This window comes from Candidatus Nitrospira neomarina, assembly GCF_032051675.1.
GTDB lineage: Bacteria > Nitrospirota > Nitrospiria > Nitrospirales > UBA8639 > Nitrospira_E > Nitrospira_E neomarina.
In genome coordinates this window covers 4,163,576-4,188,974 of record NZ_CP116968.1, presented here as the reverse complement: position 1 = coordinate 4,188,974, position 25,399 = coordinate 4,163,576, and the positions used below count along the sequence as shown (strand labels likewise).

Below are 25,399 nucleotides of genomic sequence, written 5' to 3'. Positions count from 1 at the left end.
TAAAAGCCTCACAATATTATTTACCCTTCAACCGAAATGCCCATACTTCTCGCGGTTCCTGCAATCACATTCATCGCAGCTGGGATATCACTGGCATTCAAATCTTCCACCTTCAACTTCGCAATGTCCTCTAGCTGTGCCATGGTGATTGTTCCAACTTTATTTTTATGGGGAATCCCTGAACCCTTTATGATACCTGCAGCCTTCTTCAGTAAATCTGATGCCGGAGGAGTCTTGGTCACGAAGCTAAAGCTTCTATCCTTATAAACAGAAATGACCACCGGGATAATGCTACCTTCTTGCTTCTGAGTTCTAGCATTAAACTGTTTACAAAATTCCATAATGTTCACTCCATGTTGTCCCAAGGAAGGCCCAACAGGAGGAGCAGGATTGGCTTTTCCAGCCGGAATCTGCAATTTAATTTGACTAGTTACTTCTTTGGCCATGCCTTCACCTACCTTACCTCGACTTGCGTATTGCTTGAATTAAAAAAGGAATACTCCACTTGCCTTTAAACACGCTCAACCTGAGAAAACGCCAATTCCACAGGGGTTGAACGACCAAAAATACTCACTAGCGCCTTAACCCGACCATGATCCTGATCCACTTCATCCACCAACCCATTGAAGCCTAAAAATGGGCCATCCACAATCCGGACATTGTCCCCTTTTGAAAAATTGGCCAACTCCCTTGGAGCCGTTACGCCGGATTCCAACTGCTTCAATAGCGTGGCCACCTCCTCGGGATCAAGCGGGATTGGCCTGGTTCCGCCTCCAATAAAACCAGTCACCTTGGGGGTCTCCTTGATCATAGCAACGACTTCATCCCCAAGCGGGCCATTCGCTTCAAGCAGAACATACCCTGGAAAGAATTTTCGTTTAGAGGCCCGGCGTTTTCCTTCTTTAAATTCCACTACATCCTCAGTAGGAACAAGGACTTGCGCCACAGAATCCGCCATACCCAATTGATTCGCCCGCTCGACAATTCCGGCCCGAACCCGCCCCTCATATCCCGCATAGGTGTGAATGACATACCAATGACTCGACATGAATTCCCTTCTAATAGATGCTAAATAATCCTGCTAATTAACCAAACAAGAATTGAATCCACCACAGAGAGGTACAAGGACATGATCACGCAAAACAAGAGAACCACCGTGGTCGACCCGATCGTCTCAGATTTTGTAGGGTAAGAAATTTTTTTAAGTTCCCCACGCACGTCAGACAAAAATTCGGTAATGGAAAACCATAGCTTCTTGAACACGTCTTACCCCCTCAGCCTTTTTCGCAATCACGCCACTACGCTAATAAACGTCTCTTACTCGGTGCACAGTACATCAACAGCCAAGTATGGCAGGGGCACAGGGATTCGAACCCGGACTTTCGGTTTTGGAGACCGACGTGCTAGCCGTTGACACCATGCCCCTCCAACCTGCACGAAACCTACATGACCCATACCATCAATCACTTCACCTCTTTGTGAGGGCTATGCTTTCGACAAAATCGGCAATATTTTTTCACTTCCAGCCGATCTGGATCGTTTTTCTTGTTTTTGATTGTCGAATAATTTCGGCGCTTGCAATCTCCGCACGCTAGAGAAATAATGACTCTCATCGATACACCCCTATGTTCTTACGCGACGATTTCCGTGACCACCCCGGCTCCGACCGTTCGGCCCCCTTCTCGCACTGCAAATCGCACCCCTTGCTCCATCGCAATCGGGGAGATCAGTTCACCCTCAAACGACACATTATCCCCCGGCATCACCATCTCCACCCCCGGGTTTAATTGCACCACTCCCGTAACATCTGTCGTCCGGAAGTAAAACTGCGGACGATAGCCATTAAAAAACGGCGTATGCCGTCCACCCTCTTCCTTCGTCAAAATATACACTTCCGCCTTGAATTTCGTATGCGGCGTAATGCTCTTCGGCTTGGCCAACACCATGCCGCGCTCCACATCCTCTTTCTTCGTGCCCCGCAACAGCGCTCCAATATTGTCACCCGCCTGTCCCTCATCCAACACCTTCCGGAACATTTCCACGCCCGTGACAATCGTCGTCTGCGTCGGCTTCAGCCCCACAATCTCAATTTCATCCCCCACCTTGACCACGCCACGCTCCACCCGGCCCGTCACCACCGTCCCCCGCCCGCTGATGGTAAAGACATCTTCAATCGGCATCAGAAACGGCTTATCAATGGCTCGCTGGGGAGTCGGGATGTAACTATCGACCGCCTCCAATAAGCGCATAATCGACGGCACACCCACCTCACTCTGATCCCCTTCGATGGCCTTAATCGCTGACCCGATGACCACCGGCACATCATCGCCCGGAAAGCCATACTTCGTCAGCAACTCCCGCACTTCCAATTCCACCAACTCCAGCAATTCCTTGTCTTCAACTTTATCCGCTTTATTCAAAAAGACCACGATAAACGGGACGCCCACCTGCCGCGCTAACAAAATATGTTCCCGCGTTTGCGGCATCGGCCCATCGGCGGCACTGACCACCAAAATCGCCCCATCCATTTGTGCCGCCCCGGTAATCATGTTCTTCACATAATCCGCATGCCCCGGGCAGTCGACGTGCGCATAATGGCGATTGTCGGTTTCATATTCCACATGGGAGATGGCAATGGTGAGAATTTTGGTCGGATCCCGTCGCCCCTGACTCTCACTCGCCTTGGCGACTTCATCATAGGGAACAAACTTCGCCTTCCCCGTATCGCCCATCACTTTCGTCAAGGCCGACGTCAGGGTCGTCTTCCCATGGTCAACGTGCCCGATCGTCCCCACATTGACATGCGGCTTCTTCCGCTCAAATTTCGCCTTCGCCATGCCCTACCTCTTCCTTAAAAATGCTACCAGTAAATCTAAATTTTATCGTTGCTGGAGCCCACGACGCGGATCGAACGCGTGACCTCGTCCTTACCAAGGACGTGCTCTACCAACTGAGCTACATGGGCTCTATCACTTTCTCGAGAAGATCTTTGCCTCAATCAGGCACGCAAATCTAAGCCCACCCAAAAAAATGGAGCGGGCGACGGGATTTGAACCCGCGACAGCCAGCTTGGAAGGCTGGAACTCTACCACTGAGCTACGCCCGCAGCTTGGTTTAAATCCTATATACTGAAAAAATTTTTCTTCAACAGCACAACTTGTCGTATCCACTGGATCCCGTCCTTTTCAGTCAGTCATGGTGGGCAGGCAAGGGTTCGAACCTTGGAAGCCGATGGCAGCAGATTTACAGTCTGCCCCCGTTGACCGCTTGGGTACCTGCCCTTTGAATGAGTAGGACCGTCTTCTACTTAAACCGTTTTGGAATTACATCATGGAAATTATTAAGATGAAGATCTTTTTGAAGTGAAGACAAACAAGGCAGAAATTAGCCCCTGCATGTACAGATCATCAACAAAAACATTCGTATTTTGTTCAAAAAACAGGAGCAGAACAAATTCACTCTTCTTGTAAACGAATCATTATAATTTCCAAAGATGGTCTGGTCAAGACCCTCGCGTGGACTTTAGGTGCTTTAAGACAAGAGAAAATCTTATTTGACAAACCCGCTCTCCTCACGCCACATTCCTAGCAATGGATTCCCTCATGAAGTGCCCCCGCCTACCCTTAGGATGCCAGCAAAGCAGTCCGGTGAACTTTCACTGCTGGACCTGGATAGTCATCGTGCCCTTTTGCTTAAGCATGGGCTTAATCATTGGATCTCCCGTAAACGTTTTTGGCGAAATAAATGACCGAAAGGACAAGGGGCTTGCAAGCATCACAACACCTAAGGGAGCAATGATTTACGCAGAGGTGGCAGATACATCAAATAAAAGAGCTCAAGGCCTGATGTACCGGACGGCCATGGAGGAGAACCATGGTATGCTCTTTATTTTTCCAGAATTGGGGTATTGGACCTTTTGGATGAAAAATACCAAGATCCCACTTGATATATTATGGTTAGACGAAAAGGGAACCATCATCCACATTGAAGCAAACGTCCCTATTTGCACGAGAACGGATGATCACTGCCCACGCCATTATTCATATAAACAATCATGGCAAGTCCTTGAACTCAATGCCGGCATCGCAGAAAAGCTTCAACTCCTACCTGGAAGCCGATTAACCATCTCATTGCCTCCGCAGAGCCCTAACCCCTCTTAGTTTCCCCTAACATTCCCATTACCATCCTCGCACTCGCTTAGCAGAAAGAATGCCGTCAACTCGTTGAATTTCCTGCAGTATTAGTTCAAGGTGGGCAGTATTTTTTACTTCGATAACAAAGTCCAATACGGCCTTTCGATCCTCCCTGGTAGAAATCTCTGCCCTGGTAATATTAGCCTGACATTGAGAAATTCCAGCGGACACTTTAGCCAACACACCAGTTCGATCCAGGGTCAAAACTGACACTTCAACTGAATGCGTTCCGTCTAGCTCTGAATCCCATTCCACCTCCACTAAGCGATTGTGATCCCATTCTAATGATTGAAAGTTCGGACAATCGATCGCATGAATGGTCAACCCTCTCCCCCGAGTAATATATCCACGAATCGGCTCACCAGGAACAGGCTTACAACACTTGGAGAGTTGCATCAAAACATCTTTGGTTCCCCCAAATTTCACAGATCCCTCCCGAAGGAGTCCAGGGAGCTTTTGCTGAGGGAGGTGAGGGACGACCTTCGTGGGAGACGAAGGCCCTTGTTCGGCACCTTCCAGAAAGTGACTGACAATTTGATCCGGAGACAAACGACCGAATCCAACCTGCCGAATCAATTCATCCACTGTTTCACTGCCCTTTGCCTTAGCCATTGATGAAAGGCGATCAGATTTCAAAGATTGTGCGACAGGAAGATTATGTTTCCGAAATTCTTGTTCCAACAGCCGTCGCCCAAGTTCCAGGGCCCGCTTTTGCTCTTCAACTTTAAACCAATGCTTGATTTTCGTTTTGGCCCGTGAAGTTCGGACAAATTTCAACCAACCTCGATGAGGTACCTGCGAGGGGGAGGTCAGAATCTCTACCATATCCCCACTGCTTAATTGATAACGGAGAGGTACTAATTTTCCATTTATCTTTGCCCCGACACAATGATCTCCAATTTCCGTATGAATCGCATAGGCAAAGTCTAATGGAGTGGCTCCAACAGGGATCTCCCGCACTTCCCCCGTGGGCGTAAACACAAACACAACATCATGGAATAAATCCAATTTAACCGAATCCATAAACTGGCGGTTATCGGCAAGATCCTTGTGCCATTCCACAAACTGCCTGAGCCAGCTGAAGACCTGTTCATCCCGTTCGCCAACTTTTCCAGGCTCCTTATAGAGCCAATGGGCTGCCACACCGTATTCATTTATTCGATGCATATCCGCCGTCCGGATTTGGAATTCCACATACTCTCCTTGTGGGCCAACAACTGTCGTGTGTAACGATTGGTACAAATTCGAACGTGGAGTCGCAATGTAGTCCTTAAAGCGACCAGGGACGGGAGGCCAAATGGAATGCAGCAATCCTAAAATGGCGTAACAATTCATTTTGGTATCCGTCACAATACGAACCGCTGTCAAATCAAAAATTTCGTCAAAAGATACGGACCGGCGCTCCATTTTTTGATAAATGCTAAAGAGATGCTTAGGACGTCCATCGATCTGTCCTGGCAACCCTGCGTCCAAAAGAGCCTGCTGAGCCAGGTGAATCAGGGATTGAATATATTCCTGACGCTCCTCATCCTTTTTAGCCAACCGAAGCTTTAAATGAGACCAGGCATCCGGTTCCAAATATTGGAAGCACAAATCCTCTAGCTGCTGCTTAATCCAACTCATACCAAGCCGGTTAGCTAGCGGTGCATAAATTTCCATTGTTTCTTGTGCAATTTTTCTCCGTTTTTCGTCCGACAACGCTTCAAGTGTCTGCATGTTATGCAATCGATCCGCTAACTTGATAAACACCACTCGAATATCATCAGCCATAGAGAGAACCATTTTGCGGAAATTTTCCGCCTGCTTCTCTTCATCAGTTTTAAAAGGAATTTGCCCAATTTTGGTGACGCCCTCCACTAAACGAGCCACGTCACTTCCAAATTCTTTTTCTAACTCGGCTCTCGTCGCTACGGTATCTTCGAGCGTGTCATGTAAGAGTCCAGCCACAATCGCGGGAACGTCCAATTTCAAAAAAGTTAAAATTCCAGCGACCGCTAAAGGATGCTGGACATAGGGTTCGCCTGTACGTCGAGTTTGCCCTTCATGAGCCTTCGCGGAATAATCATAAGCTCGTTTGATGAAGTCGGTATCAGCCTCGGGGTAATAGGCTTTTACCTGATCCATAAGTTGTACAATATCGGTCAAATGCGTCACACCCATTTTTTAGTCTTTCATCCAATTGTCTTGGGACATTGCCGACGAATCATAACAAAAAACAGAGAAAAATGCTTTGCCTTTCCCTTTCAGAATTGGCAATCGGCGCTCCACATCCCGAGGGACACAAAAAGAAAGAGACTCAATTTCCTCATGAAGGGACAGGTCACTCAAAAGGCGCATTCATCGGACTGTGACTGAAAAAATGCGATGCGAAAGGTTTGAGGCCTGAAGACCTTCACTGAAAATGACCTAAAGAAGAACAGAGAATGCCAAGAGAGTTTAAATATCTGGCGAGTGAAAAAGGGCAGGGGAGAATTTTTTGAAATTAACGAACCTAACGCATTTATTCTCCACCTTTTTGTACATAATTTTTGACAAACTCAGCCGCATTTTCTTCTAAAACTTTATCAATTTCATCAACCAGTTCATCCATTTCTTCTTTTAGACGTTGACCGGTCTCCGCAACATTCGGATCAGCCTGAACGTCCTCTGTTTCTTTGGGAGAGCTTGGTTTTCGTGATTCGTATTTACGCTCTTGCTTGTCCATGGTGCACCTCCTTGGTCAAGTCGATGAAATACCTGTTAATTCAGGGTACTCCACACTTTCTCCTACCGTCAAGAAAACCATTGTCATCCTTACGGACTTCATTGCTCCACTCCCAGCATTATGATAAATTGCCTCCCGCGGGCGATTAGCTCAGTGGAAGAGCGCTTCCTTCACACGGAAGAGGCCACTGGTTCGATCCCAGTATCGCCCACCAGGATACATCCTTTCTGGATCAATTTCTTCCCGGCACTATCGTTGTTCACATCATCAGCAGATAAGAGCGAGGCCTTCTTGATCCTGCAATTTTCACCCACTCCTTAATGCGGACCCCATTACCCTAGTCGCATATTCTACAACACATCGATCATTTACTCTCAAGAGCCGGTAGTAATGGTACAACCGATCACCCATCATCATCGACCCTATGCAAAGCCGACAAATGTCCTGAATGTGTTTTTGTTATTCTTCTTACTCCCACATTGCGCCAGCACTCCCCCTGCCTCCAACCTTCCACCTTCCGAAAGCGACCTCAATCTCTTAGGAAAGGCCGCCTTGTGCCAAACCAAAACAGAGGTTCAAACGGGTTGGCTGCAATCCGTGGGACAGGAATCTCCCTGGGGAGGAGGCACCGAGGTCTTTCGTGAAACCTCATCACCCAAGAAACACGCACAATGGTTCATGTTTAATGAAGATCAAACCCTTGTGGGCGTCATCACCGTATTCCCACGCGGTCTGGCTTTAGAAGACTATCCGAAACTTCGTCATACCCTGAGTCAATTACCACCGGCTCGTGAATTCTTTTATCATTCTTCCCAGCTTCTAAAAGAACAAACCCCTGACTCTGGCACTCTGCATCGGACCGGAGAAGCCACGACCACGCATCAATATTTCATGCGACACACTCAAGGGAAACAAGACCAGCTGGTCATGGCCGTTTTCGTTCTTGATCCTTATGAAACACTTTTAGATGGCAGCCAATCAAAATTTCTTTCTTATGTGGAAGGTCCGGATCATCCGGGGAAAGACCTCCCGAGTATAAAAGGACAATTAGGGTCAGAAACGGAATTTTTAGGACTTCAGCAATTTGCCAGAGGAGAAATAGCCTTATTTGCGTCGTGTGGCAACAAGCAGCCAGAAATAGCCATTGACGCCTATCAGAAAGCCATTCAATATGGCTTATCTGATCCGAAACAGTTGGCGGAAGCCCACCATCGTCTTGGATTGGCCTTAAGAAACATGGGCAGAGTCCCAGAAGCCGCAACTGCCCTGGAACAGGCCCTGACCATCCAGCCATATTCAGCAGTCATCCTCAATAGTTATGGCTCAGTCTTAGCGCAACTTGGAAAAGTACCAAAGGCTATCGAAACCTATGAGCGGGCGTTGTCCTTGCAGCCAAACTATGCTCAGGCCCGATTCAATTTGGCTGAAGCTTATGAAGTCCATAACCCCAAACGCGCTATTCAAGAATACGAAACATTCCTGATATTGGCAGGGGACAATCCTGAGGAAATGACAAAAATTGACCTGGCCAAAGGTAGAATTCAGACCCTACAAGGCGGGTCCAGACAGTAATCAAACTACAATTAATTCTTATGGGACATACCCGGTTCAACCACTGTTTATATCAAAAAAGACCTTTGCAGTGAATAATCCACGCGTTAAACCTTCATGAAATTCTATGCCGTCCGCCGCGGCCGCACCATTGGCATCTTTGAGAGTTGGGATGCCTGCCGTGCCCAAGTACATCATTTTCCCGGAGCCGAATATAAAGCCTTCCCCAACCGAGAAGAAGCCGAAGCTTTTCTTTCATCCCGTTCAATACGCCAACCAACCAAGAAGAATCAGGCGACAGCAACATCATCCTCGATGATCGAAGTTTGGGTCGATGGATCCTGCTTCCCCAAAGATGATGGCACTCTTCGACTGGGCTGGGGGGTCCTGGTCAAAAAAAATGGTGTAGAAATTCACCGGGACAAGGGGAACGACATTCCGCAGGAAGCCATGATTCACCGAAATGTCGCTGGGGAAATTCTTGCCATCCTTAAAGCCATCAAATGGTGCCAATCCCAAGGGATAACTGAAATGACGATCTACTTTGATTACCAAGGGCTGGAAAGTTGGGCAACCGGAGCCTGGCGCACCAAGCTACCATTTACCCAAGCCTACGCACAGACGATCAATGAATCAGGCATCACGATTCACTGGGTCAAAGTGAAAGCTCATTCCGGCAATCCGGAAAATGACCTTGTCGATCAACTTGCGAAAGAAGGGGCAATGGGGAAGTAAGAAAGGGGAGATTCAAGCAGGTTTACAACCTCAAAACCAGAACAAAACGAATCCAGCATCAATTACAACTTTCCTTCTCCTTTTAAATAATTCCTGAAACGGGTCATGAGTTCATCACCCAATAAACCAACTTCAGGCTTTTTCTTCATATAATCCCTGATCTCATCCAAGCGATGTTCCGCCTGCTCATTCCCCTTTAATCGTTTAACTTTTTGCATAGCATCGCCAAACGCATCAAAGGTCAGTTCCTGATAGCCAAAACTTCGAATCCGCTTGACGGCTTTCATCATCGCCTCATTTCGAAAGGTGGTGAGGTGTTCGGAGTCGATAGTGGTTAGCCCGAGTTTTCTCGCACGGCGTTCTGCAGCTTTTCGGATGCCGCTTCGTACAAAATCCGGTGAGGTATGAAGACGTTTCCAGGCCTCATCTGTCCATGCCACCTGTGTGGGCGGATCCTCCCAGAGACGGATCAAGGTTTCAGCATCAATCTTCTCGATCCCTTGTTCCCTGGCTAGATCCTCGGCATCCCGCTTTAACATATCCGTCACAAATTCCATAGCAATCGGAGGTGAATCCTGAATACGCTTATTCAACAAAGCCAAAGCTTCATCGGTCCATTCCATGGGCACGTTTTTCTCTATCGGAATATCCCCTAAGGCTTCAACCTTTTCAAATAATTCCACATTCACTTCCATATGGCCGCGTTCTTTAGCCACATCTTCAGCGATTTTGCCAATCATGCTTCGCATGAACTCTGGAACGGCCTCTAGTCGCTTCCGCGCCTCGGAGGTCCAGGGGAGTTTGCCTTGAGCCATGTCCTCGGCAGCTTGAGTCATGCCGGCCGCGCCCCCCATCGAACCCATCATTTGTTGCTTAAATTGGTCTAAAGTTTCAGCCGTAATTTCTGTATATCCCAATTCTTTGGCTTTTTTTTCTGCAAGACGTCGAACCATACCTCTCAGGAACAAAGGAGCGCGTTCTAAGCGAGACGAAGCCTCTTCCGTCCAGGGGATCTCGTGTTCTGTGTGAGATGGCTCGGTAGTAGACATGGTTTAAACAGGTGGTAACTCAGGGTTTAACAATTCTTTGATCTCTTTACCGGCTTTAAAAAACGGCATGCGCTTTTCAGGGACCGACACCGATTCTCCAGTTTTAGGGTTTCGCCCTTCTTTGGTCTGACGGTGTCGAAGACGAAAACTTCCAAAACCACGGATTTCTGTTTTTTCTCCACGCTTTAAAGAATCACGGATAGAATCAAAAATGGTGTTGACTACGACCTCGGCTTGCCTTCGACTCAATTGGGGAGCCTTTTCCGCCAACTTTTCGATGAGATCCGCTTTTGTCATCCGATCCTCCTTCTCACAGAGACTCGCTTTTTGAACCTTGAGTTATGCCAATGAATATTGCATTTCAAAAGTCGTAATTGATCCATTTTGCTTGTCCGGATCAAGCCACCCAAAGGTACAGCAACGGGGTGGGAAAATGAGTCGTGGCAAAGGTGCGAACGCTTCCAAGAAATGTGTTTTCAAGTAAATCCCTGAATGAAAACGGCTTGGTCACCTCCATGACACGTGGCTCCCCCTCAATCCCGCCTAATTCGCCGGCCAACTTAATGGCATCGTGCAAATCACCGATATCATCAACTAACAAAATTGATTTGGCTTGCTGCCCCGTAAAGACACGCCCATCGGCTAACTGCTCGACTTCCGCCACATCCAGGGATCGCCCATCGGCCACCGCATCGATAAATTGACGATGAACATCATTCATCACCAATTCTAAGACTTTGCGATCTTCTTCATTCATGGGACGAAAAGGAGAGCCGATATCTTTATATTTTCCACTTTTGACTACAAGGTTTTTGACTCCGATTTTTTCAAGTAACTCGTGAAAATTGGCCAATTGCATGATGACGCCAATACTCCCCGTCAAAGTACCCGGATTAGCGAGAATGCGATCGGTGCCCACGGCAATATAATAGCCTCCCGAAGCCGCCACCGTACCCATGGAGGCAATCACCGTTTTATTCTTTTCTTTTCTGACTCTCTTAACAGCATTATAAATTTCTTGAGAAGGCGCCACACCCCCACCTGGGCTATCAATTCTCACCACAATCGCTTTGACCAAAGGATCGTCGGCAAAGTTTTTCAGTTCCTCGACAGTCTGATACGAATCAAGAATGGGACCCTCAACCCGAACGATGGCCACACCATCCTTACCTGCTATCAATAATTCCGGAATCAGGCTTTTCCCAACACTAAACAGGACAAGGCCTCCGAGAATCATCCACAGCACGCGCTTCCATCGAGGATACCCATTACTCATAATATTCGGGATTGGCCATAAGTCCCGCGCTCATCCAAACCATTCTGCCCATGAAGCCTATTCGCTTTCATCACCTTGATCTTTCTTTTGGACGACTCGCCCAAGGCTTTGATCGACGCTGCCTTGAGAGCTATTAAATTCTTCCACCTCGGTTTGTTCTAGATCCTTCAAATGCTCCCAAAGACTTAACGCAATTTTCCGATCATCACAATCAACCTTAACGATTTTCGCTGCGACTTCCTGACCAACAACAAATTTTTCCTCAAGGCGCTCCTGCACATCTGGCCCGATCTCACTGATGTGAATCAACCCTTCTACGCCGCCTTCCAATTCCACGAATACCCCAAAGTCGGCGATTTTGGAAACTTTGCCGGTAGTGACTTCGCCAACATGATATTGCTGAGGAATTTCAGAGACCCATGGATCCGAGATCAACTGCTTATACCCCAATGATAAACGTTCCTTTTCTTTATCAATCTTTAAAATAACGGCCTTGACCGATTGCCCCTTCTTAAACAGCTCGGAAGGATGCTTAATATGCTTGGTCCACGACATATCAGAAATATGGATCAACCCATCGACACCTTCATCCAAACCGACAAAGGCGCCAAAATCGGTGACACTTTTTACTTTGCCCTCAATCTCCGTGCCTTCAGGGTACTTGTCTTCTATAATATCCCATGGGTTAGGAGCAGTTTGTTTCATCCCAAGAGAAATCTTCCGGCTATGCTGGTCAACATGGAGCACCTGAGCTTCTATGGTGTCGCCCACAGACACGACCTTTGATGGGTGGCGAACCTCATGGGTCCAAGACATTTCCGATACATGAACCAAACCCTCAACGCCTGGCTCCAATTCAACGAACGCACCATAATCGGTCAGGCTCACAACTCTCCCATTCACGCGACTTCTTGCCGGATATTTTTCTTCAACTTTAGTCCAGGGATCTGGAGATTTTTGCTTAACGCCCAAAGATATACGTCCTGTTTCCCGGTCGTATTTCAATACTAAGACTTCAACGCGATCCCCAATGGAGAACATATCGGATGGATGCCCCACACGGCCCCAGGAAATATCGGTAATGTGTAACAGGCCATCAATACCTCCTAAATCCAAGAACGCCCCATAATCCGTAATGTTCTTCACAGTGCCTTCAATCAACTGCCCTTCAGACAATGTCGACAATGTCGACTGTCTTCGTTTATCCCGAGTTTCTTCGAGTAGCGCCCGTCTGGAGACCACGACATTGCCCCGACGATGGTTAATTTTAATAATTTTAAAGTTATACGTTTTCCCGACCAGACCATCCAGATCTCTGACCGGCGTCAAGTCAATTTGCGATCCTGGCAAAAAGGCCTTCACGCCGATATCAACGATCATGCCGCCCTTAATACGAGAAATGACTTTCCCTTGCACTTGTTTTTCATCTTTGTGAGCAACTTCCAAATCCTCCCAAACCTTCATCTTGTCGGCTTTTTCTTTGGAGAGGAGCAAATTGCCATCCGCATCCTCACATTGCTCGATATACACTTGAACCGGGTCATTCACCGCCAGCTGTTCCAACTCTTCCGGAGAAAATTGGTCGGCAGGGATCATGCCTTCAGACTTATAGCCAATATCCACCACCACACGATCTCGCTGGATATCAATGACTCTGCCCTCGGTAATCGTTCCTTCTTCAATATTTTTAAACGTTTCGTCGTATAATGCGGCAAGAGTTTCGCGATCAATTTTTTCAGGTTGTTGAGTAAGAGTATTCATCCGACTTTTGATACCTCCAGGAGAGTTTGGCGGGTTAAATGGTGATTGCCATGATTATTCACACAACTTGCTTTTTGAATCTGTTTCATATGCATCCTGGGTCGGAGAGGGAACGCCACCCAATTGCGCAATATGATCCATAACCGTTATCGATACGTCTTCATAAAATGACTTGACACTCTTCCCCTCATCTTTACAAAATTTCAACGGTTTTCCAAAGCTGACCCTTAAGGGAAACAGCCGCGGCCATCGAGCCTGAATGGGAAGAACTGTAAAGGTACCAGAAATATACACAGGAATCACCTGGCATTGTGATTCAGCTACCAAATAACCCAGGCCAGGCTTCCCGATCTGCAAGGATCCGTCTTCTGTTCTTGTCCCCTCGGGGAAAATAACTACGGGTTCACCTGCTTGCAGGTGAGAGAGTGCCTGTCCAAAGGCTTTCCTGTCCAGTCTGTGCGTTTTTAAAGGGATCCAGCCGAGCTTTTGCAAGGCCCAATTCAGATACCGATTGGGAAATAAGCTCGCTCTCCCTAAAAAAAAAACCCGCCGCGGAATCGCGCATCCTAACAAGGGAATATCAAAGTAACTGGCATGATTAGCCGCAACGATTATCCCTCCTGTCTTGGGAAAGTGTTGGGAACCTTCTGTCCGAAATCGAAACAGGAGGCGCGCCAACCCATTAAACAGGATCCATAACAGCCCGTAGGCCACTCCACTCACAAACGATCCGCTATGAATTGCATCATGTGGCCGACAACTTCTTCAACAGATTGTCGAGAGGTATCAATCATGATCGCCTCAGGCGCCGGACGTAAAGGGTCGACCATTCTTGTCCGGTCACGATCATCTCGGACGGCCATGTCATTACGCACGGTCTTCAGATCAATCACTTTCCCTTGTTGAGCTAATTCTCGTTGCCGTCGGTTCGCTCGAATCTCCAATTCCGCATCGAGAAAAAACTTCACATCAGCACTAGGGAACACTCGCGTCCCCATGTCCCTTCCTTCAGCAATAATCCCAACTTTCCCAATAACTTTTCGCTGAATCGGGAGTAACCAGTCCCTGACGGACTGAATAGCTGCTATGCAGGAAGCCAACTGGCTAATGTCTGGCGTCCTGATGACCTCCTGATTAATTGCTTGCCCATCGACCCAAATGGAAAGGACATCCCCACTCAGCATCAGTCGCAGATCGGTCCGCGCTAGAAGTGCTTGGATGCAAGCAAGATTATTCGGGTCAAGATGTTCTAGTTGAACTTTCCAGGCAATCGCACGATACAAAGCCCCCGTATCCAGATAAACATATCCAAGACGGGTAGCCAAACACTTGGCCACAGTGCTCTTCCCGACTCCGGCTGGACCGTCAATAGTGATCACTAACCGACGACGTTGAACGGCCCTGTTCTCCTCTTACGAACTAATTTCTGGAGCATTATAATGGTCGCTCAGAATTTGTCAATAAATCCAACAACTTATCTTTGAACCCCGGGAATGATGTCTCAACGCATGCCACATCCTCAATAGTTATTGGAGACTCCGCCACTAATCCGCAGATGGCCAGCGACATCACAACCCGATGATCGCCATAACTCTGACAAACCCCACCCTTAATCAGGGAACCGCCATTGATGACTAAACCATCCGGCTGTTCCTCAACTTCAACGTGGAGACGGGATAATTCTGTCGCCATGGCTCGAATGCGATCGGTCTCTTTCACGCGAAGTTCGTGTGCGCCGGTAATGCGTGTCTGTCCATGGGCCATAGCGGCAGCCACACACAATATAGGCAATTCATCAATCGTTTTGGGAATGAGGTCAGGCCCAATGGTCATTCCCTTCAGCGGAGCAGACCGCACACGGATATCACCTACCGGTTCCCCCGATTTTTCTCGTTGGTTGAGGATGGTGATATCAGCTCCCATCTCGAGGAGAATATCCAGAATACCCGTTCGTTCCGGATTCAATCCTATATCAGTGAGCAGAATATCCGAATCGGGAACGATCGATGCCGCAACCATAAAAAACGCCGCAGCCGAGATATCTCCAGGGACCTCAATCGGCTTTCCATCAAAGGAGGGTCGACCTTGAAGTTGCACGGTGCACCCATCAACCTGGAGGGGAACTCCCAAATAGGACAAGAGACGCTCCGTATGGTCTCGGGATCGTCTAGGCTCCTTCACAATGGTCGTCCCTTCGGCAAAGAGCCCGGCCAAGAGGACGCAGGATTTTATTTGGGCACTTGCGACAGGCGATTCGTAGAGAATCCCCTTGAGCCCGGTCCCTTGAATAGCCAAAGGAGCCAACTCACCGCCACGTCTTCCCGAGATGACGGCCCCCATTTGCCGGAGAGGAGTGACCACCCGGCCCATCGGACGACTTCTCAGAGAGGAATCACCAGTCAGAACGGAAAAGAAATTTTGCCCGGCTAAGACGCCAGCCATAATGCGCAAACCCGTCCCGGAATTTCCACAATCCAACACATTCGAAGGTTCCTGCAGGCCCCAGAGTCCTTTGCCGGTCACCTCAAGTCCCTCGGGCGTTTCCTGTACATCAGCGCCTAAGGCACGAATCACATCAAGGGTATTCAGGCAATCCTCGCCTTTAGAGTAACCCGCAATACGTGTTCGACCCTGCGCCAAGGCTCCAAAGATGAGGGCGCGATGCGTAATGGATTTGTCTCCCGGTACCGACAGGCTGCCACGAAGGGGTTTTTTGGTCGGAAGAATGGTGAACTGATTCATATCATTCGTTCTCGTGAGGCTTTGGCCCGTGCAATTGCCTCGTACAATCCAGGGGCATCCCGTTTGCTCAACAACTCCCGAAAATTTTGTAGCTGTTGAATATACCGATCAACCATCTCTACCAAATTCCCCTGATTGGCCACACAAATATCACGCCACATTTCAGGAGAACTGGCCGCAATCCTCGTGGTATCACGCAACCCTCCGCCAGAAAAATTCAGCAAGTCCTCCGGCTGAGACGTTCGTCCTTGCAATGTCTCCAAGGTGTGCATGAGAGAAAAAGCCGCGATATGAGGCAGATGGCTCACTGCACCGAAGATCCAATCGTGGTCCATGGGATCCATCAACGCCACCACAGATCCGACAGTATCCCAAAGGTGACAAACCCTTTCCAGGGCCTGGGCATTCGTATGGGGAGTCGGCGTCAGAATACATCGAGCGCCTTGAAACAAATGCGAATCGGCGTGCGCCACCCCTGATTTTTCTTTCCCGGCAATCGGATGGGCGCCGACAAAAAATGTCGAGGGAGGCAACCGGGCTTCAATTTGTGAGACCAATTGGCCTTTTACGCTTCCCACATCACTCACGATGGTGGACGGGGCCAGATCTTTTCCCCACAGATCAATTTGGGAGAGGTAGGTCTCTACAGGAGTGGCCAGGACAATTAAATCCGATTGGCTCACTGCCCGATGTGGCTCCAGGGCAAATTGATCAATGGCACCCATTCGAACGGCTAGTTCGAGATTTTCTTGTCGACGACCGAGCCCCACGACCGTTTTGGCTAAACCCTGTTCCTTCAATGCAAGGCCGAGAGAACCTCCAAGCAGGCCTATCCCGATAATGGACACGTGCCGGAACAGCGGTTCTAAATGGGGAGTCGACATGATGGAAGGCAAAAGTGTCGGAATCACAAGAGAACAATCAAAGTTCCCGGCCGACAGCCTGCGCCACCTTTTGTAAATCATTCATGAGTTCGGTAAACCGGCTGGGCTTCAGCGATTCCTCTCCGTCGCACAAGGCACATTCCGGATTAGAATGGACTTCAATCAACAAGCCGTCAGCTCCAGCCGCAATTGCGGCTTTGGCCATAGGAGCCACAAGCTTCCAATTCCCGGTTGCGTGACTTGGGTCAACAATAACGGGCAAATGCGTCATTTCTTTCAGGGTGGGCACCGCACTTAAATCGAGCGTATTGCGATACTGAGGCTCAAAGGTGCGAATTCCCCTTTCACACAGCATGACATTCCGATTGCCCCGGGACATAATATATTCTGCGGATAAGAGTAGCTCTTTAATCGTGGCCGACAGCCCTCGTTTCAACAAAACGGGTTTGTCATAAGCGCCAACCTCTTTTAACAGTTCAAAATTTTGCATATTGCGGGCGCCAACTTGGATCACGTCCGCTTTTTCCAAAAAATGTCCGAGATCACGAGCATCCAAAATTTCACTCACGACCGGAAGGCCTGTTTGTCTCCTGGCCTCAGCCAAAAACTCCAATCCTTCCTGTCCCAACCCCTGAAAGGAATAGGGCGATGTACGAGGCTTATACGCGCCGCCACGCAAAATGGTGGCACCGGCTCTAGCCACTTCTTGGGCGATGCCCACCGTAATTTCTAGTTTCTCCACCGCGCAAGGACCGGCCATAATCACGATCCGACTTCCCCCGACTTTCACGCCGGCCACGTCGATGACGGAATCATGTTTTTGAAATTCACGGCTCACTAACTTCCAGGGGGCTAAAATCGGAGTTACACTTTCCACACCGGGAAACACGCTCAAGGGTTGCCCTTGCAGCACCCGGTCATCGCCAAGCACCGCTACGATGGTCCGTTCTTTCCCCTTCGTGATTTGAGTGACCATCCCTAACGAACGAAGACGATCAATTAAGTGATCAACATTCTGCTCTGTGGCTTCGGGTTTTAAGACGATAACCATTAAATGAATCAGAATCCTTGCTAGGACAGGGTAGAAAGCACTCGGTTTAACGATTCAAGAAAGCGCCGATTTTCGGTCGGTTGCCCAATGGTCACTCGGAGCATTGGCCCACGAATATGCCGAACAATGACGCCTTCCCGAAGCAACGCGTCAAACGCACGTCTTCCATCAATCCCTACATTGAAATACAAAAAGTTGGCTTGACTGGGAACGGGCTCTAAGCCCATGGTGATCAGCCTCTCTTGCAGAAACGTCATTTCGGCTTCATTCATAGCCCGGCTTTTGGCCACATGATCGTCATCGGACAGGGCTGCTCGTGCGGCTTCTTGAGCCAAGCTATTCACGTTGAAAGGGGGACGAACACGATTCACATATCCGGCGATTTCTTTGGTCGTACACCCATAACCCACTCGCAACCCTGCCAATCCATAAATTTTTGAAAATGTCCGTAGTACCACAACCGGCCGCCCGTCACGAACATACTGCAAGCTGTCCGGGAAATCGGGATGTCGCACGTATTCATAGTACGCTTCATCAAATACGACGACCACATGATCGGGAAGTCGGGAGAGGTGGCCATCGATTTCCCGTGCCGTCAGCATGGTACCCGTGGGATTATTCGGATTGCAGAGGAAAAAGAGCCGCGTGCGGTCGGTGACCGCGTCAACCATGGCCGCTATATCATGGACCCAATTTTTCAAGGGCACTTCTACCGGTACACCATGCCCTCCCAACACAGAGAGCTTGTACATTACAAAGGTCAGATCGGCCATGACCGCTTCATCACCAGGAGAGAGAAAGGCGCGAACTAAGAGACTAATGATCTCATCTGACCCATTACCCACCAGAACCTGATCATCGGAAACCTTCCACCGCTCCGCTAACGCTTGCCGAAGGTAGTGAGCCCCGCCATCCGGATACCGGTGAAGCGACGCGGCTGCCCCTGCCAAAACCTGTAGCGCATTCGGGGAAGGACCCCAAGGATTTTCATTAGAGGCCAATTTAATTGCCTGAGTTATTCCAAGCTCCCGCTCCAATTCGTCCAAGGGTTTCCCTGGAGAATATGGGGTTAACGAGGCGATTGTGGGATGGACACGCAATGGCATGGGCTTACATTCTTTCTTTTGTACACCTGCGGGAAAAATCAAAAAAATTCATATCTACCTGGGACGATCCTTTGGGGCAGCCCCTTCCGGATCTCCATCCTTCAAGGGCTACAGGTTAGGCCAGACTCTACTGATGAGAAGAATACGACCCCAGAACCTTCATCATCAAACAACGAGACCTGACTTCCTCCAGGGCTTTCTTCAGGCGATCATCGTCCTGATGTCCCTCCAAATCCATATAAAACAGATATTCCCAGACTTTTCGTCGGGTAGGCCGTGATTCAATTTTGGTCATACTAATGCCGTGCGATGAAAACGGGCGGATCAGGTCATACAACGCTCCAACCCGGTCCTTTGCTGAGACAATGATCGAGGTTTTATCACGACCGGTTGGTTCAGCTCCCTTTTGGGATAAAATGAGGAACCTGGTGAAATTATTAATATTATCTTCAATTCGTGATCGCAGAATATTCAATCCATACAGCTGAGCAGCTAATTCGGAGGCAATGGCCCCTGCTGTTGGATCACTCACGCACCGCTCAGCTGCCCGAGCCGTACTGGGCTCTTCCGCGAAATTCACAGAAGGCAAATTGGTTTCCAGCCAGTTTCGGCATTGGGCAAGGGCATGCGGATGAGAATAGACCGTCCTGACTTCTTCTAACTTTTCCGCCTTCGAAAGAAAGTGATGGGACACTTCCAGCATCACTTCACCATAAATCAACAAGGGTGAGTCCACGAACAGATCTAACGTATGGTTGACCACCCCTTCCGTTGAATTTTCTATGGGAACCACGCCAAACCGCATACGTCCCCGTTCCACTTCATCAAACACATCCTTAATGCTATTGACCGACACGTAGTCGGCCGATCCCCCGAACTTCCGCATGGCAGCCAGATGCGTAAACGTGGCAGGTGGCCCTAGATATGCGACCGTTTGTGTTCCCTCGAGAGAAAGGGACGCCGACATAATTTCCCGGTACACATGACGCAGCGCTTCACTAGGAAACGGCCCAGGATTCTTGCGCATCAACCGTTCCACGATCGCGACTTCCCGACCAGGCGTATGAAGATGGGCAGACGAATCCTGTTGTTTTTTCAAATGCCCAATTTTTATGACGTATTGAGATCGCTCATTTAATATGTTGAGAATGTCGTCATCAAGCCGGTCAATTTCTTGACGGCATTGTTGCATATCCTCTGGAAGCTCCATGAGACTCATCCTTTATCCTGGAAAATCTGCAATTTAGGCAGGAGCATACAAGGAATACCCTGCTGTGGCAAGCAAGCGTTTCCCCCTGTCAGCTTGCGGCTTTCCTTCATATATAGGGCCACATTTTCTGAGCACCAAGGCCGGGTCTTTCCCGGTCAGCGCGGCAACAGAAACACATACCGTTGAAGGGGGTCATTCAAACAACGATCGGTCGCCTTGATTGTCCAATCGGGAAAGGTGGTTGTAATCCAGTCCAAAGTCATTGAAGAATCCCCGTATGTGACGTCACCGTCGATCGGCGCCCAGTTGTGAGGATTGAAGGCGAAGCCATCCTGTCGGTGTCGGAGGGCAAGGGCATCTTTCTGATCCTGTGACGCATGAGGGGCCTGCTCCCAGTATTCGACGGGACGAATGGTCATGGCCAACAGCCCCTCATCTGCAATGTGCTGCCGCAATGTGGCCAACGACGTCGTCATGGCCCTGCGGGACAGGTGGGTGAAGACGGAGAAAGCATAGATGAGATCAAACTTCACCCCCCCGACCGGCAAGGATACAGGGAGGTAATCTGATACCATAAAATTCGTACCGAGCCTCGACTCCCGGCATAGCTTAATTGACTGTTCCCGGGGATCGACCCCGAATATTTTATCCTCGACAGTGAAATAATACAGCAACTGGGCGATACGGCCATAGCCGCACCCAAAATCTAAGACAGTGGCATCCTCCAGAGACCGCCCGGTCACGCGCACATAGTTGTAATTCAACGCACGCACGAATGCCGTAGTCTCCTTGAGAAGTGCCAAACCATGGTTTCCTGTCCAGCTTCGCTGAACCTCGTCACTTGCCATGGCAGGAAGGAGGCGTGAAAGCTTGGGGTACTCAGGATCGGGCATAGACAGCAATACCAATCCGAATTCATCGAGACTGAGTCGTCGAAGACCTGTGATGACATCCAAGCGAGTCGTCACTCCGCAGTCATTTTCCAATGCACGCATAATCTCTTTGGCATACCCCAGCATATAGCCCTCGGTCGAATTCCAACTCACAGACAGTGAGAGCCTGGCTGAAAAATCCTTCACCATTTTTAGGGCATACTGTTTGAATATTTTTTTCATGAACACATTCACCATCCGTTCTGAATCAATAATGAAGCGGCTGCCCGCAAACTGCAACGGAAAACCCGACAGCCCTGCTGTAAGGTCCTCGGTATGATTCTAAAGGTAAATAGGATTCACCCTTTGATTTACGGCCGCATGTTGAGGCCAACAGATGGATCATTGATTTCAAGAAGGGATGAATTCAAACACCTTCTGAGTAAACTCAGAAGATGGACAGAGTATGCTATACGTTCTGCCTGATTTTGAGGGGAGTACGGCGTGAAATTTTTTTAATGATAACTTTCAGCATCGGTGGGAAATTTTCCGCATTCAACTTCTTCTTTATACCGCCGGAGCGCCTGCAAGGCATCTGCCTTCAAATGCGCATAGGGTTTGACAAATTTCGGGACAAAGTCATCGAAGAGGCCTAACAGGTCATAAAGCACCAACACTTGCCCGTCACACCCTTGCCCGGCGCCAATACCAATGGTCGGTATTGAAAGGGCTTCAGTGATGCGTTGTGCCAGTTCGGTCGGCATGCATTCCAGGACCACGGCAAATGCCCCGGCGACTTCCAGTGCCTTGGCATCACTCACAATAGTTTCCGCTTCTTCTTGCGCCTTCCCCTTAACTGAATACCCGCCGGATTGATTCACTGACTGTGGTGTCATACCAACGTGACCCATGACAGGAATGCCAAAACGCGTCATGGCCTCCACCCGATCAATCACTGATATTCCTCCTTCGAGTTTCACGGCGGCGGCCCCCGCTTGCAGAAAACGACCCGCATTCCGCACCGCATCTTCCACGCTGGCCTGGTAGGACATAAAGGGCATATCTCCAATTACCATGGCCCGTTTGGCGGCCTGAGCCACTAACCGCGTGTGATAGAGCATGTCTTCCATGGTCACTGATAAGGTGTTAGGCTTGCCTTGCACGACCATCCCAAGAGAATCGCCCACGAGAATGACGTCCAGCCCGGCCTGCTCTACAATCCGCGTGAACAGCGCATCGTAGGCGGTCACGACCGTTAACTTTTTGCCCTGTTTTTTATGTTGTGTAAATTCAGGAATCGTCATGTGCGCCAACTTTTGTGTAAGTTGAGGGTTATGTGCCGATTTTCCGTCTCGCTGATTCAACCGTATTCTGAAGCAGCATGGCGATGGTCATCGGGCCAACACCGCCGGGAACAGGTGTGAGCCATCCCGCTCGTTCTTTAACCCGGTCAAAATCCACATCTCCGACTAATTTTCCATCGGCTAATCGATTGATTCCCACATCAATCACGATCGCCCCCGGCTTCACCATCTCTGGGGTGACGAAGAGAGGTTTCCCGATTGCCGCAATCACGATGTCGGCTTCACGAACTACGGCGGGAAGATCTTTGGTGCGTGAATGACAGATGGTGACGGTGGCATGTCGATGCAAAAGCAACATGGCCACGGGTTTTCCTACAATATTACTACGACCAATCACTACGGCTCGTTTCCCGGCAATGTCCTGTCCAGTCGACTCGATCATCTGAATCACACCTTTCGGTGTACAGGGGACAAACACCGGGTCGCCTGTGACTAAACGCCCGACATTGACCGGATGAAACCCGTCGACATCTTTCTCCGAGGTGACGGCTTGCAAAATCGCTTGACTGTTTATGCCGGGCGGCAGGGGGAGCTGGACCAGAATGCCGTGAATTCGGGTATCGGCATTCAGCTGGTGAATCAATTCCAATAAGGTCTCTTGGGTCGTGGACGCCGGCAGACGATGTTCCTGGGGATAGAGCCCGGCTTTTTCACAGGCTATTTTCTTGTTCCGCACATAGACAGCCGAGGCCGGATCGTCTCCTACCAACACGGCTGCTAATCCGGGCTTGATGCCTGTGTCTTTTTCGAAAAGGCGAACCTCATCTGCAAGGCTCTCTCGGATCGACTGGGCTAATGCTTTGCCATCAATTATCTGTGTAGACACGTCGACTCCTTCTCCTGAAGTGTTGAAAAATGCCGCCAGCGGCGTTCTCGCCCCTTGGCCGTGCTCACGTACGCCTTCGTACGCTCCGCCCGTCCAATTGGCTGCGGCCTTGCTGGGCGGACATTTTTGAACACTCCATTATTTTGCTCTCGGATACTCCCATAAGGATTCATTGCAAAATCTTTCAATTATTGAACAGACCCTTGCATTGAAATGGTTATGCAGCTCATTAGGGTGATTTTACGATATCAGGCAGGGAAAATCTTCGTCAACGAAATGGCTGCCTCATCCTTCCTTGACACCTTACAAAATCCTCACTTACCATGCCACTTCAGCTTTTCCTCTAGGCATCCCTTGTTGCTTTGATCGTCATCATCGTCTCAGCGAAAGTTCGGTTGTTTCCATGAAGTCATATTGTCTTGCTGCCTCCTTCAGGAATGCGATCCTCACCAGTCTGTTGCTCCTGAATTGTTGGACGGCGATCTATGCCGAAGAGGTGACGAATCTAGCGTTCCCACAAAGCATGATTGCCGATGGGGGGCAAGTCTATTTCATTGCCAACGCCAACGGAGACCCTGGAACACGTGAAAATAAGGGTTTTATTAGTAAAGTGACGACTGAGGGTAAGATGATTGACCTCCACTTTATCCAAGGTGGGCAAAAATCGGTCACGTTGAACTCACCGAAAGGGATGGCCATTGTGGGCTCAACCCTTTATGTGGCCGATCTGGATGTGGTGAGGGGCTTTGACAAAAACACTGGACAATCACTCAATTCCATTCCCTTCACACAATTTCACAGTCAATCCCTTGCCGGGCTGGTGGCGGATTCTCACGGCGGGCTCTATGTCTCTGATGCCGATTCCAATACCATTTATCACATTGATGATCCCGCCCACGATCATACCGTGAAGGTCTTTGCCCAGCATGAAAGCTTATCGCACCCGCGTGGAATTTCTATCCATCCCAGGAATGGGCATGTGGTCGGTGTCGGATGGGAGAATGGAAAGATTTTTGAGATTGACGAAACCGGGGCGATTCAGGAATTGTTCGCCAACACCTTGTTTACCGGTAGTTTTCATAATTTAGACGGTATTGATTTCGACAAATATGGCACCATGTATGTGTCTGATTTGACGGCAGGGAAAGTCTGGAGAATTTTGGCCAATCACAAAAAAGAGGTGATTGCGGAGTTTCTGTTGTCTCCTTCGGGAATCGGAATTGATCGGGTCAATCATGTGATCATGGTTCCCTATCTGTATGTGAATGGTGCAGAGATTAATGGTCTTGAGCGTCCCTCTAATGCTAACCCTAACAAAAAACCCCGTTCCTGGTCTGATTATGGAATGGGCTGGCTCAAGAAAGATTCCGGGGAATGAGTAAATGCTTCTATTGTCATCAACGTAAAGGCAAACGGGCTTGTCCCGCACTGGGAGGCGTGATTTGCAGCCACTGTTGCGGCACAAATCGAATCACGAATATCAGTTGCCCGACATCCTGCGTCTTTCTCGAGAGCAATGATGACTATCAGCAAAAACGTGTGGGGAACATATTTGAACTCGAACGTCGAGGGTTCTATCGACAACTATTGGATCTCGGAGGGGAACGGGCGACTGAAATATTTTATGTCTTTGAAGCTCTAGCCTATCGATTTTTTCAAGATCGGCGTGATGCGGAAGATGCCGAGGTGCTGGAAGGCCTCCAAATCCTTCGACGAAGTTTCAGTCTGATCCAGATACCAGAAGCCGGTTTGCCGGCCTTCGGTGAAGAATTACGAAAAGAATTTAAGGTCTTTGGCGAACGCCAACCATTAGAACCCACGCTGGTCACCAACGTATTGGACCAAGCCCATACCTTCATTCAAAAATTTTCCGGACCCGGGTTTCGTTCCCATCGCTTTTTACATGGATTACTCGGCTATATTCGGGAACGCCATCCCGATGTGGCAGAACAACTGGCCCGCCAAACCGGTGCGGGAGGGCGCATCATTATTCCCAGTGGATTTGATTATGCTCCTGACCAACTTTCCACCGAACCGGTCAAGTGATCGGCATTTTTCATCCACATTTCGGGCCA

The 25,399-nt window shown here is 49.1% G+C and carries 26 protein-coding genes and 5 tRNA genes; 6 read left to right on the top strand and 25 right to left on the bottom strand.

Annotated features, from left to right (window positions below; translation table 11 throughout):
• Positions 1 to 20: 20 nt before the first annotated feature.
• The 9 genes from rplK to PQG83_RS18025 all read right to left on the bottom strand — a co-directional run bounded on the left by rplK (position 21) and on the right by PQG83_RS18025 (position 3,281).
• Complete coding sequence (gene rplK / locus PQG83_RS18065) at positions 21 to 446, bottom strand: 50S ribosomal protein L11 (RefSeq protein ID WP_312744075.1); 426 nt, start codon at positions 444 to 446, stop codon at positions 21 to 23.
• A 65-nt stretch (positions 447 to 511) separates the two neighbouring features.
• Positions 512 to 1,048, bottom strand: coding sequence for a transcription termination/antitermination protein NusG (nusG, locus tag PQG83_RS18060; protein ID WP_312646246.1), 537 nt, complete (start codon positions 1,046 to 1,048; stop codon positions 512 to 514).
• Positions 1,049 to 1,068: 20 nt separating this feature from the next.
• On the bottom strand, positions 1,069 to 1,263 hold the full coding sequence (secE, locus tag PQG83_RS18055) for a preprotein translocase subunit SecE (protein WP_312744072.1): 195 nt from the start codon (positions 1,261 to 1,263) through the stop codon (positions 1,069 to 1,071).
• 87 nt (positions 1,264 to 1,350) lie between these two features.
• A tRNA-Trp gene (locus PQG83_RS18050) sits at positions 1,351 to 1,426 on the bottom strand.
• A 37-nt stretch (positions 1,427 to 1,463) separates the two neighbouring features.
• Positions 1,464 to 1,613, bottom strand: a complete 150-nt coding sequence (gene rpmG, locus PQG83_RS18045) for a 50S ribosomal protein L33 (RefSeq protein ID WP_312744069.1) — start codon at positions 1,611 to 1,613, stop codon at positions 1,464 to 1,466.
• An 18-nt stretch (positions 1,614 to 1,631) separates the two neighbouring features.
• Positions 1,632 to 2,837 carry an elongation factor Tu gene (gene tuf / locus PQG83_RS18040; RefSeq protein WP_312744067.1) on the bottom strand — a complete coding sequence of 402 codons (1,206 nt, stop codon included), beginning with the start codon at positions 2,835 to 2,837 and terminating at the stop codon, positions 1,632 to 1,634.
• 52 nt (positions 2,838 to 2,889) lie between these two features.
• Positions 2,890 to 2,965, bottom strand: a tRNA-Thr gene (locus tag PQG83_RS18035).
• Positions 2,966 to 3,031: 66 nt separating this feature from the next.
• Positions 3,032 to 3,106 (bottom strand) — tRNA-Gly (locus tag PQG83_RS18030).
• Positions 3,107 to 3,196: 90 nt separating this feature from the next.
• Positions 3,197 to 3,281: transfer RNA gene (locus tag PQG83_RS18025), tRNA-Tyr, on the bottom strand.
• A gap of 399 nt (positions 3,282 to 3,680) precedes the next feature.
• On the opposite strand from PQG83_RS18025, the gene PQG83_RS18020 reads away from it, so the two are divergent.
• On the top strand, positions 3,681 to 4,160 hold the full coding sequence (locus PQG83_RS18020; RefSeq protein ID WP_312744064.1) for a DUF192 domain-containing protein: 480 nt from the start codon (positions 3,681 to 3,683) through the stop codon (positions 4,158 to 4,160).
• Positions 4,161 to 4,178: 18 nt separating this feature from the next.
• Here the strand turns inward: PQG83_RS18020 and PQG83_RS18015 are convergent, their stop codons facing one another.
• Positions 4,179 to 6,353 (bottom strand): RelA/SpoT family protein, encoded by a 2,175-nt coding sequence (locus PQG83_RS18015; RefSeq protein WP_312744061.1) that lies wholly within the window; start codon positions 6,351 to 6,353, stop codon positions 4,179 to 4,181.
• A gap of 340 nt (positions 6,354 to 6,693) precedes the next feature.
• Positions 6,694 to 6,897: a ubiquitin-like protein Pup gene (locus PQG83_RS18010; protein ID WP_312646240.1), complete on the bottom strand. Its 204-nt coding sequence runs from the start codon at positions 6,895 to 6,897 to the stop codon at positions 6,694 to 6,696.
• A 139-nt stretch (positions 6,898 to 7,036) separates the two neighbouring features.
• On the opposite strand from PQG83_RS18010, the gene PQG83_RS18005 reads away from it, so the two are divergent.
• The 3 genes from PQG83_RS18005 to PQG83_RS17995 all read left to right on the top strand — a co-directional run bounded on the left by PQG83_RS18005 (position 7,037) and on the right by PQG83_RS17995 (position 9,183).
• Positions 7,037 to 7,111 (top strand) — tRNA-Val (locus PQG83_RS18005).
• Between the two features lie 176 nt (positions 7,112 to 7,287).
• Positions 7,288 to 8,469, top strand: coding sequence for a tetratricopeptide repeat protein (locus tag PQG83_RS18000; protein WP_312744058.1), 1,182 nt, complete (start codon positions 7,288 to 7,290; stop codon positions 8,467 to 8,469).
• 96 nt (positions 8,470 to 8,565) lie between these two features.
• Entirely contained in the window at positions 8,566 to 9,183 is a 618-nt protein-coding gene (locus tag PQG83_RS17995) for a ribonuclease H1 domain-containing protein (protein ID WP_312744055.1), read from the top strand.
• 62 nt (positions 9,184 to 9,245) lie between these two features.
• On the opposite strand, the gene PQG83_RS17990 is transcribed toward PQG83_RS17995, so the two are convergent.
• From PQG83_RS17990 to folD, 14 genes are all read right to left on the bottom strand, one after another.
• On the bottom strand, positions 9,246 to 10,232 hold the full coding sequence (locus PQG83_RS17990) for a PCP reductase family protein (RefSeq protein ID WP_312744053.1): 987 nt from the start codon (positions 10,230 to 10,232) through the stop codon (positions 9,246 to 9,248).
• A 3-nt stretch (positions 10,233 to 10,235) separates the two neighbouring features.
• Entirely contained in the window at positions 10,236 to 10,529 is a 294-nt protein-coding gene (locus PQG83_RS17985; protein WP_312744051.1) for an integration host factor subunit beta, read from the bottom strand.
• A gap of 100 nt (positions 10,530 to 10,629) precedes the next feature.
• On the bottom strand, positions 10,630 to 11,469 hold the full coding sequence (gene sppA, locus PQG83_RS17980; RefSeq protein ID WP_312749144.1) for a signal peptide peptidase SppA: 840 nt from the start codon (positions 11,467 to 11,469) through the stop codon (positions 10,630 to 10,632).
• Between the two features lie 96 nt (positions 11,470 to 11,565).
• The gene (locus PQG83_RS17975; protein WP_312744049.1) at positions 11,566 to 13,269 is read right to left on the bottom strand and encodes a 30S ribosomal protein S1; all 1,704 of its coding nucleotides are present in this window, start codon (positions 13,267 to 13,269) and stop codon (positions 11,566 to 11,568) included.
• Positions 13,270 to 13,323: 54 nt separating this feature from the next.
• Positions 13,324 to 13,992, bottom strand: a complete 669-nt coding sequence (locus tag PQG83_RS17970) for a lysophospholipid acyltransferase family protein (protein ID WP_312744048.1) — start codon at positions 13,990 to 13,992, stop codon at positions 13,324 to 13,326.
• Complete coding sequence (gene cmk / locus PQG83_RS17965) at positions 13,989 to 14,648, bottom strand: (d)CMP kinase (protein WP_312744047.1); 660 nt, start codon at positions 14,646 to 14,648, stop codon at positions 13,989 to 13,991. Before cmk ends, PQG83_RS17970 begins: the two co-directional genes overlap by 4 nt.
• Positions 14,649 to 14,703: 55 nt before the next feature.
• Positions 14,704 to 16,011: a 3-phosphoshikimate 1-carboxyvinyltransferase gene (gene aroA / locus PQG83_RS17960; protein WP_312744045.1), complete on the bottom strand. Its 1,308-nt coding sequence runs from the start codon at positions 16,009 to 16,011 to the stop codon at positions 14,704 to 14,706.
• On the bottom strand, positions 16,008 to 16,922 hold the full coding sequence (locus tag PQG83_RS17955; protein WP_312744042.1) for a prephenate dehydrogenase: 915 nt from the start codon (positions 16,920 to 16,922) through the stop codon (positions 16,008 to 16,010). The genes aroA and PQG83_RS17955 overlap by 4 nt, the downstream gene beginning before the upstream one ends.
• A 10-nt stretch (positions 16,923 to 16,932) precedes the next feature.
• Entirely contained in the window at positions 16,933 to 17,946 is a 1,014-nt protein-coding gene (gene aroF, locus PQG83_RS17950; RefSeq protein ID WP_312744040.1) for a 3-deoxy-7-phosphoheptulonate synthase, read from the bottom strand.
• A 20-nt stretch (positions 17,947 to 17,966) separates the two neighbouring features.
• Positions 17,967 to 19,052: a histidinol-phosphate transaminase gene (gene hisC / locus PQG83_RS17945; protein ID WP_312744039.1), complete on the bottom strand. Its 1,086-nt coding sequence runs from the start codon at positions 19,050 to 19,052 to the stop codon at positions 17,967 to 17,969.
• A 127-nt stretch (positions 19,053 to 19,179) separates the two neighbouring features.
• On the bottom strand, positions 19,180 to 20,262 hold the full coding sequence (gene pheA / locus PQG83_RS17940) for a prephenate dehydratase (RefSeq protein ID WP_312744037.1): 1,083 nt from the start codon (positions 20,260 to 20,262) through the stop codon (positions 19,180 to 19,182).
• A gap of 155 nt (positions 20,263 to 20,417) precedes the next feature.
• Positions 20,418 to 21,377, bottom strand: a complete 960-nt coding sequence (locus tag PQG83_RS17935; protein ID WP_312744034.1) for a class I SAM-dependent DNA methyltransferase — start codon at positions 21,375 to 21,377, stop codon at positions 20,418 to 20,420.
• 272 nt (positions 21,378 to 21,649) lie between these two features.
• The gene (panB, locus tag PQG83_RS17930; RefSeq protein ID WP_312744031.1) at positions 21,650 to 22,438 is read right to left on the bottom strand and encodes a 3-methyl-2-oxobutanoate hydroxymethyltransferase; all 789 of its coding nucleotides are present in this window, start codon (positions 22,436 to 22,438) and stop codon (positions 21,650 to 21,652) included.
• 28 nt (positions 22,439 to 22,466) lie between these two features.
• Complete coding sequence (folD, locus tag PQG83_RS17925) at positions 22,467 to 23,324, bottom strand: bifunctional methylenetetrahydrofolate dehydrogenase/methenyltetrahydrofolate cyclohydrolase FolD (RefSeq protein WP_312744028.1); 858 nt, start codon at positions 23,322 to 23,324, stop codon at positions 22,467 to 22,469.
• 403 nt (positions 23,325 to 23,727) lie between these two features.
• Between folD and PQG83_RS17920 the strand changes: the two genes are divergently transcribed.
• A complete protein-coding gene (locus PQG83_RS17920; protein WP_312744025.1) occupies positions 23,728 to 24,702 on the top strand; it encodes an NHL repeat-containing protein in 975 nt (324 codons plus the stop codon).
• Positions 24,699 to 25,370, top strand: a complete 672-nt coding sequence (locus tag PQG83_RS17915) for a hypothetical protein (RefSeq protein ID WP_312744023.1) — start codon at positions 24,699 to 24,701, stop codon at positions 25,368 to 25,370. Before PQG83_RS17920 ends, PQG83_RS17915 begins: the two co-directional genes overlap by 4 nt.
• Positions 25,371 to 25,399: the final 29 nt, after the last annotated feature.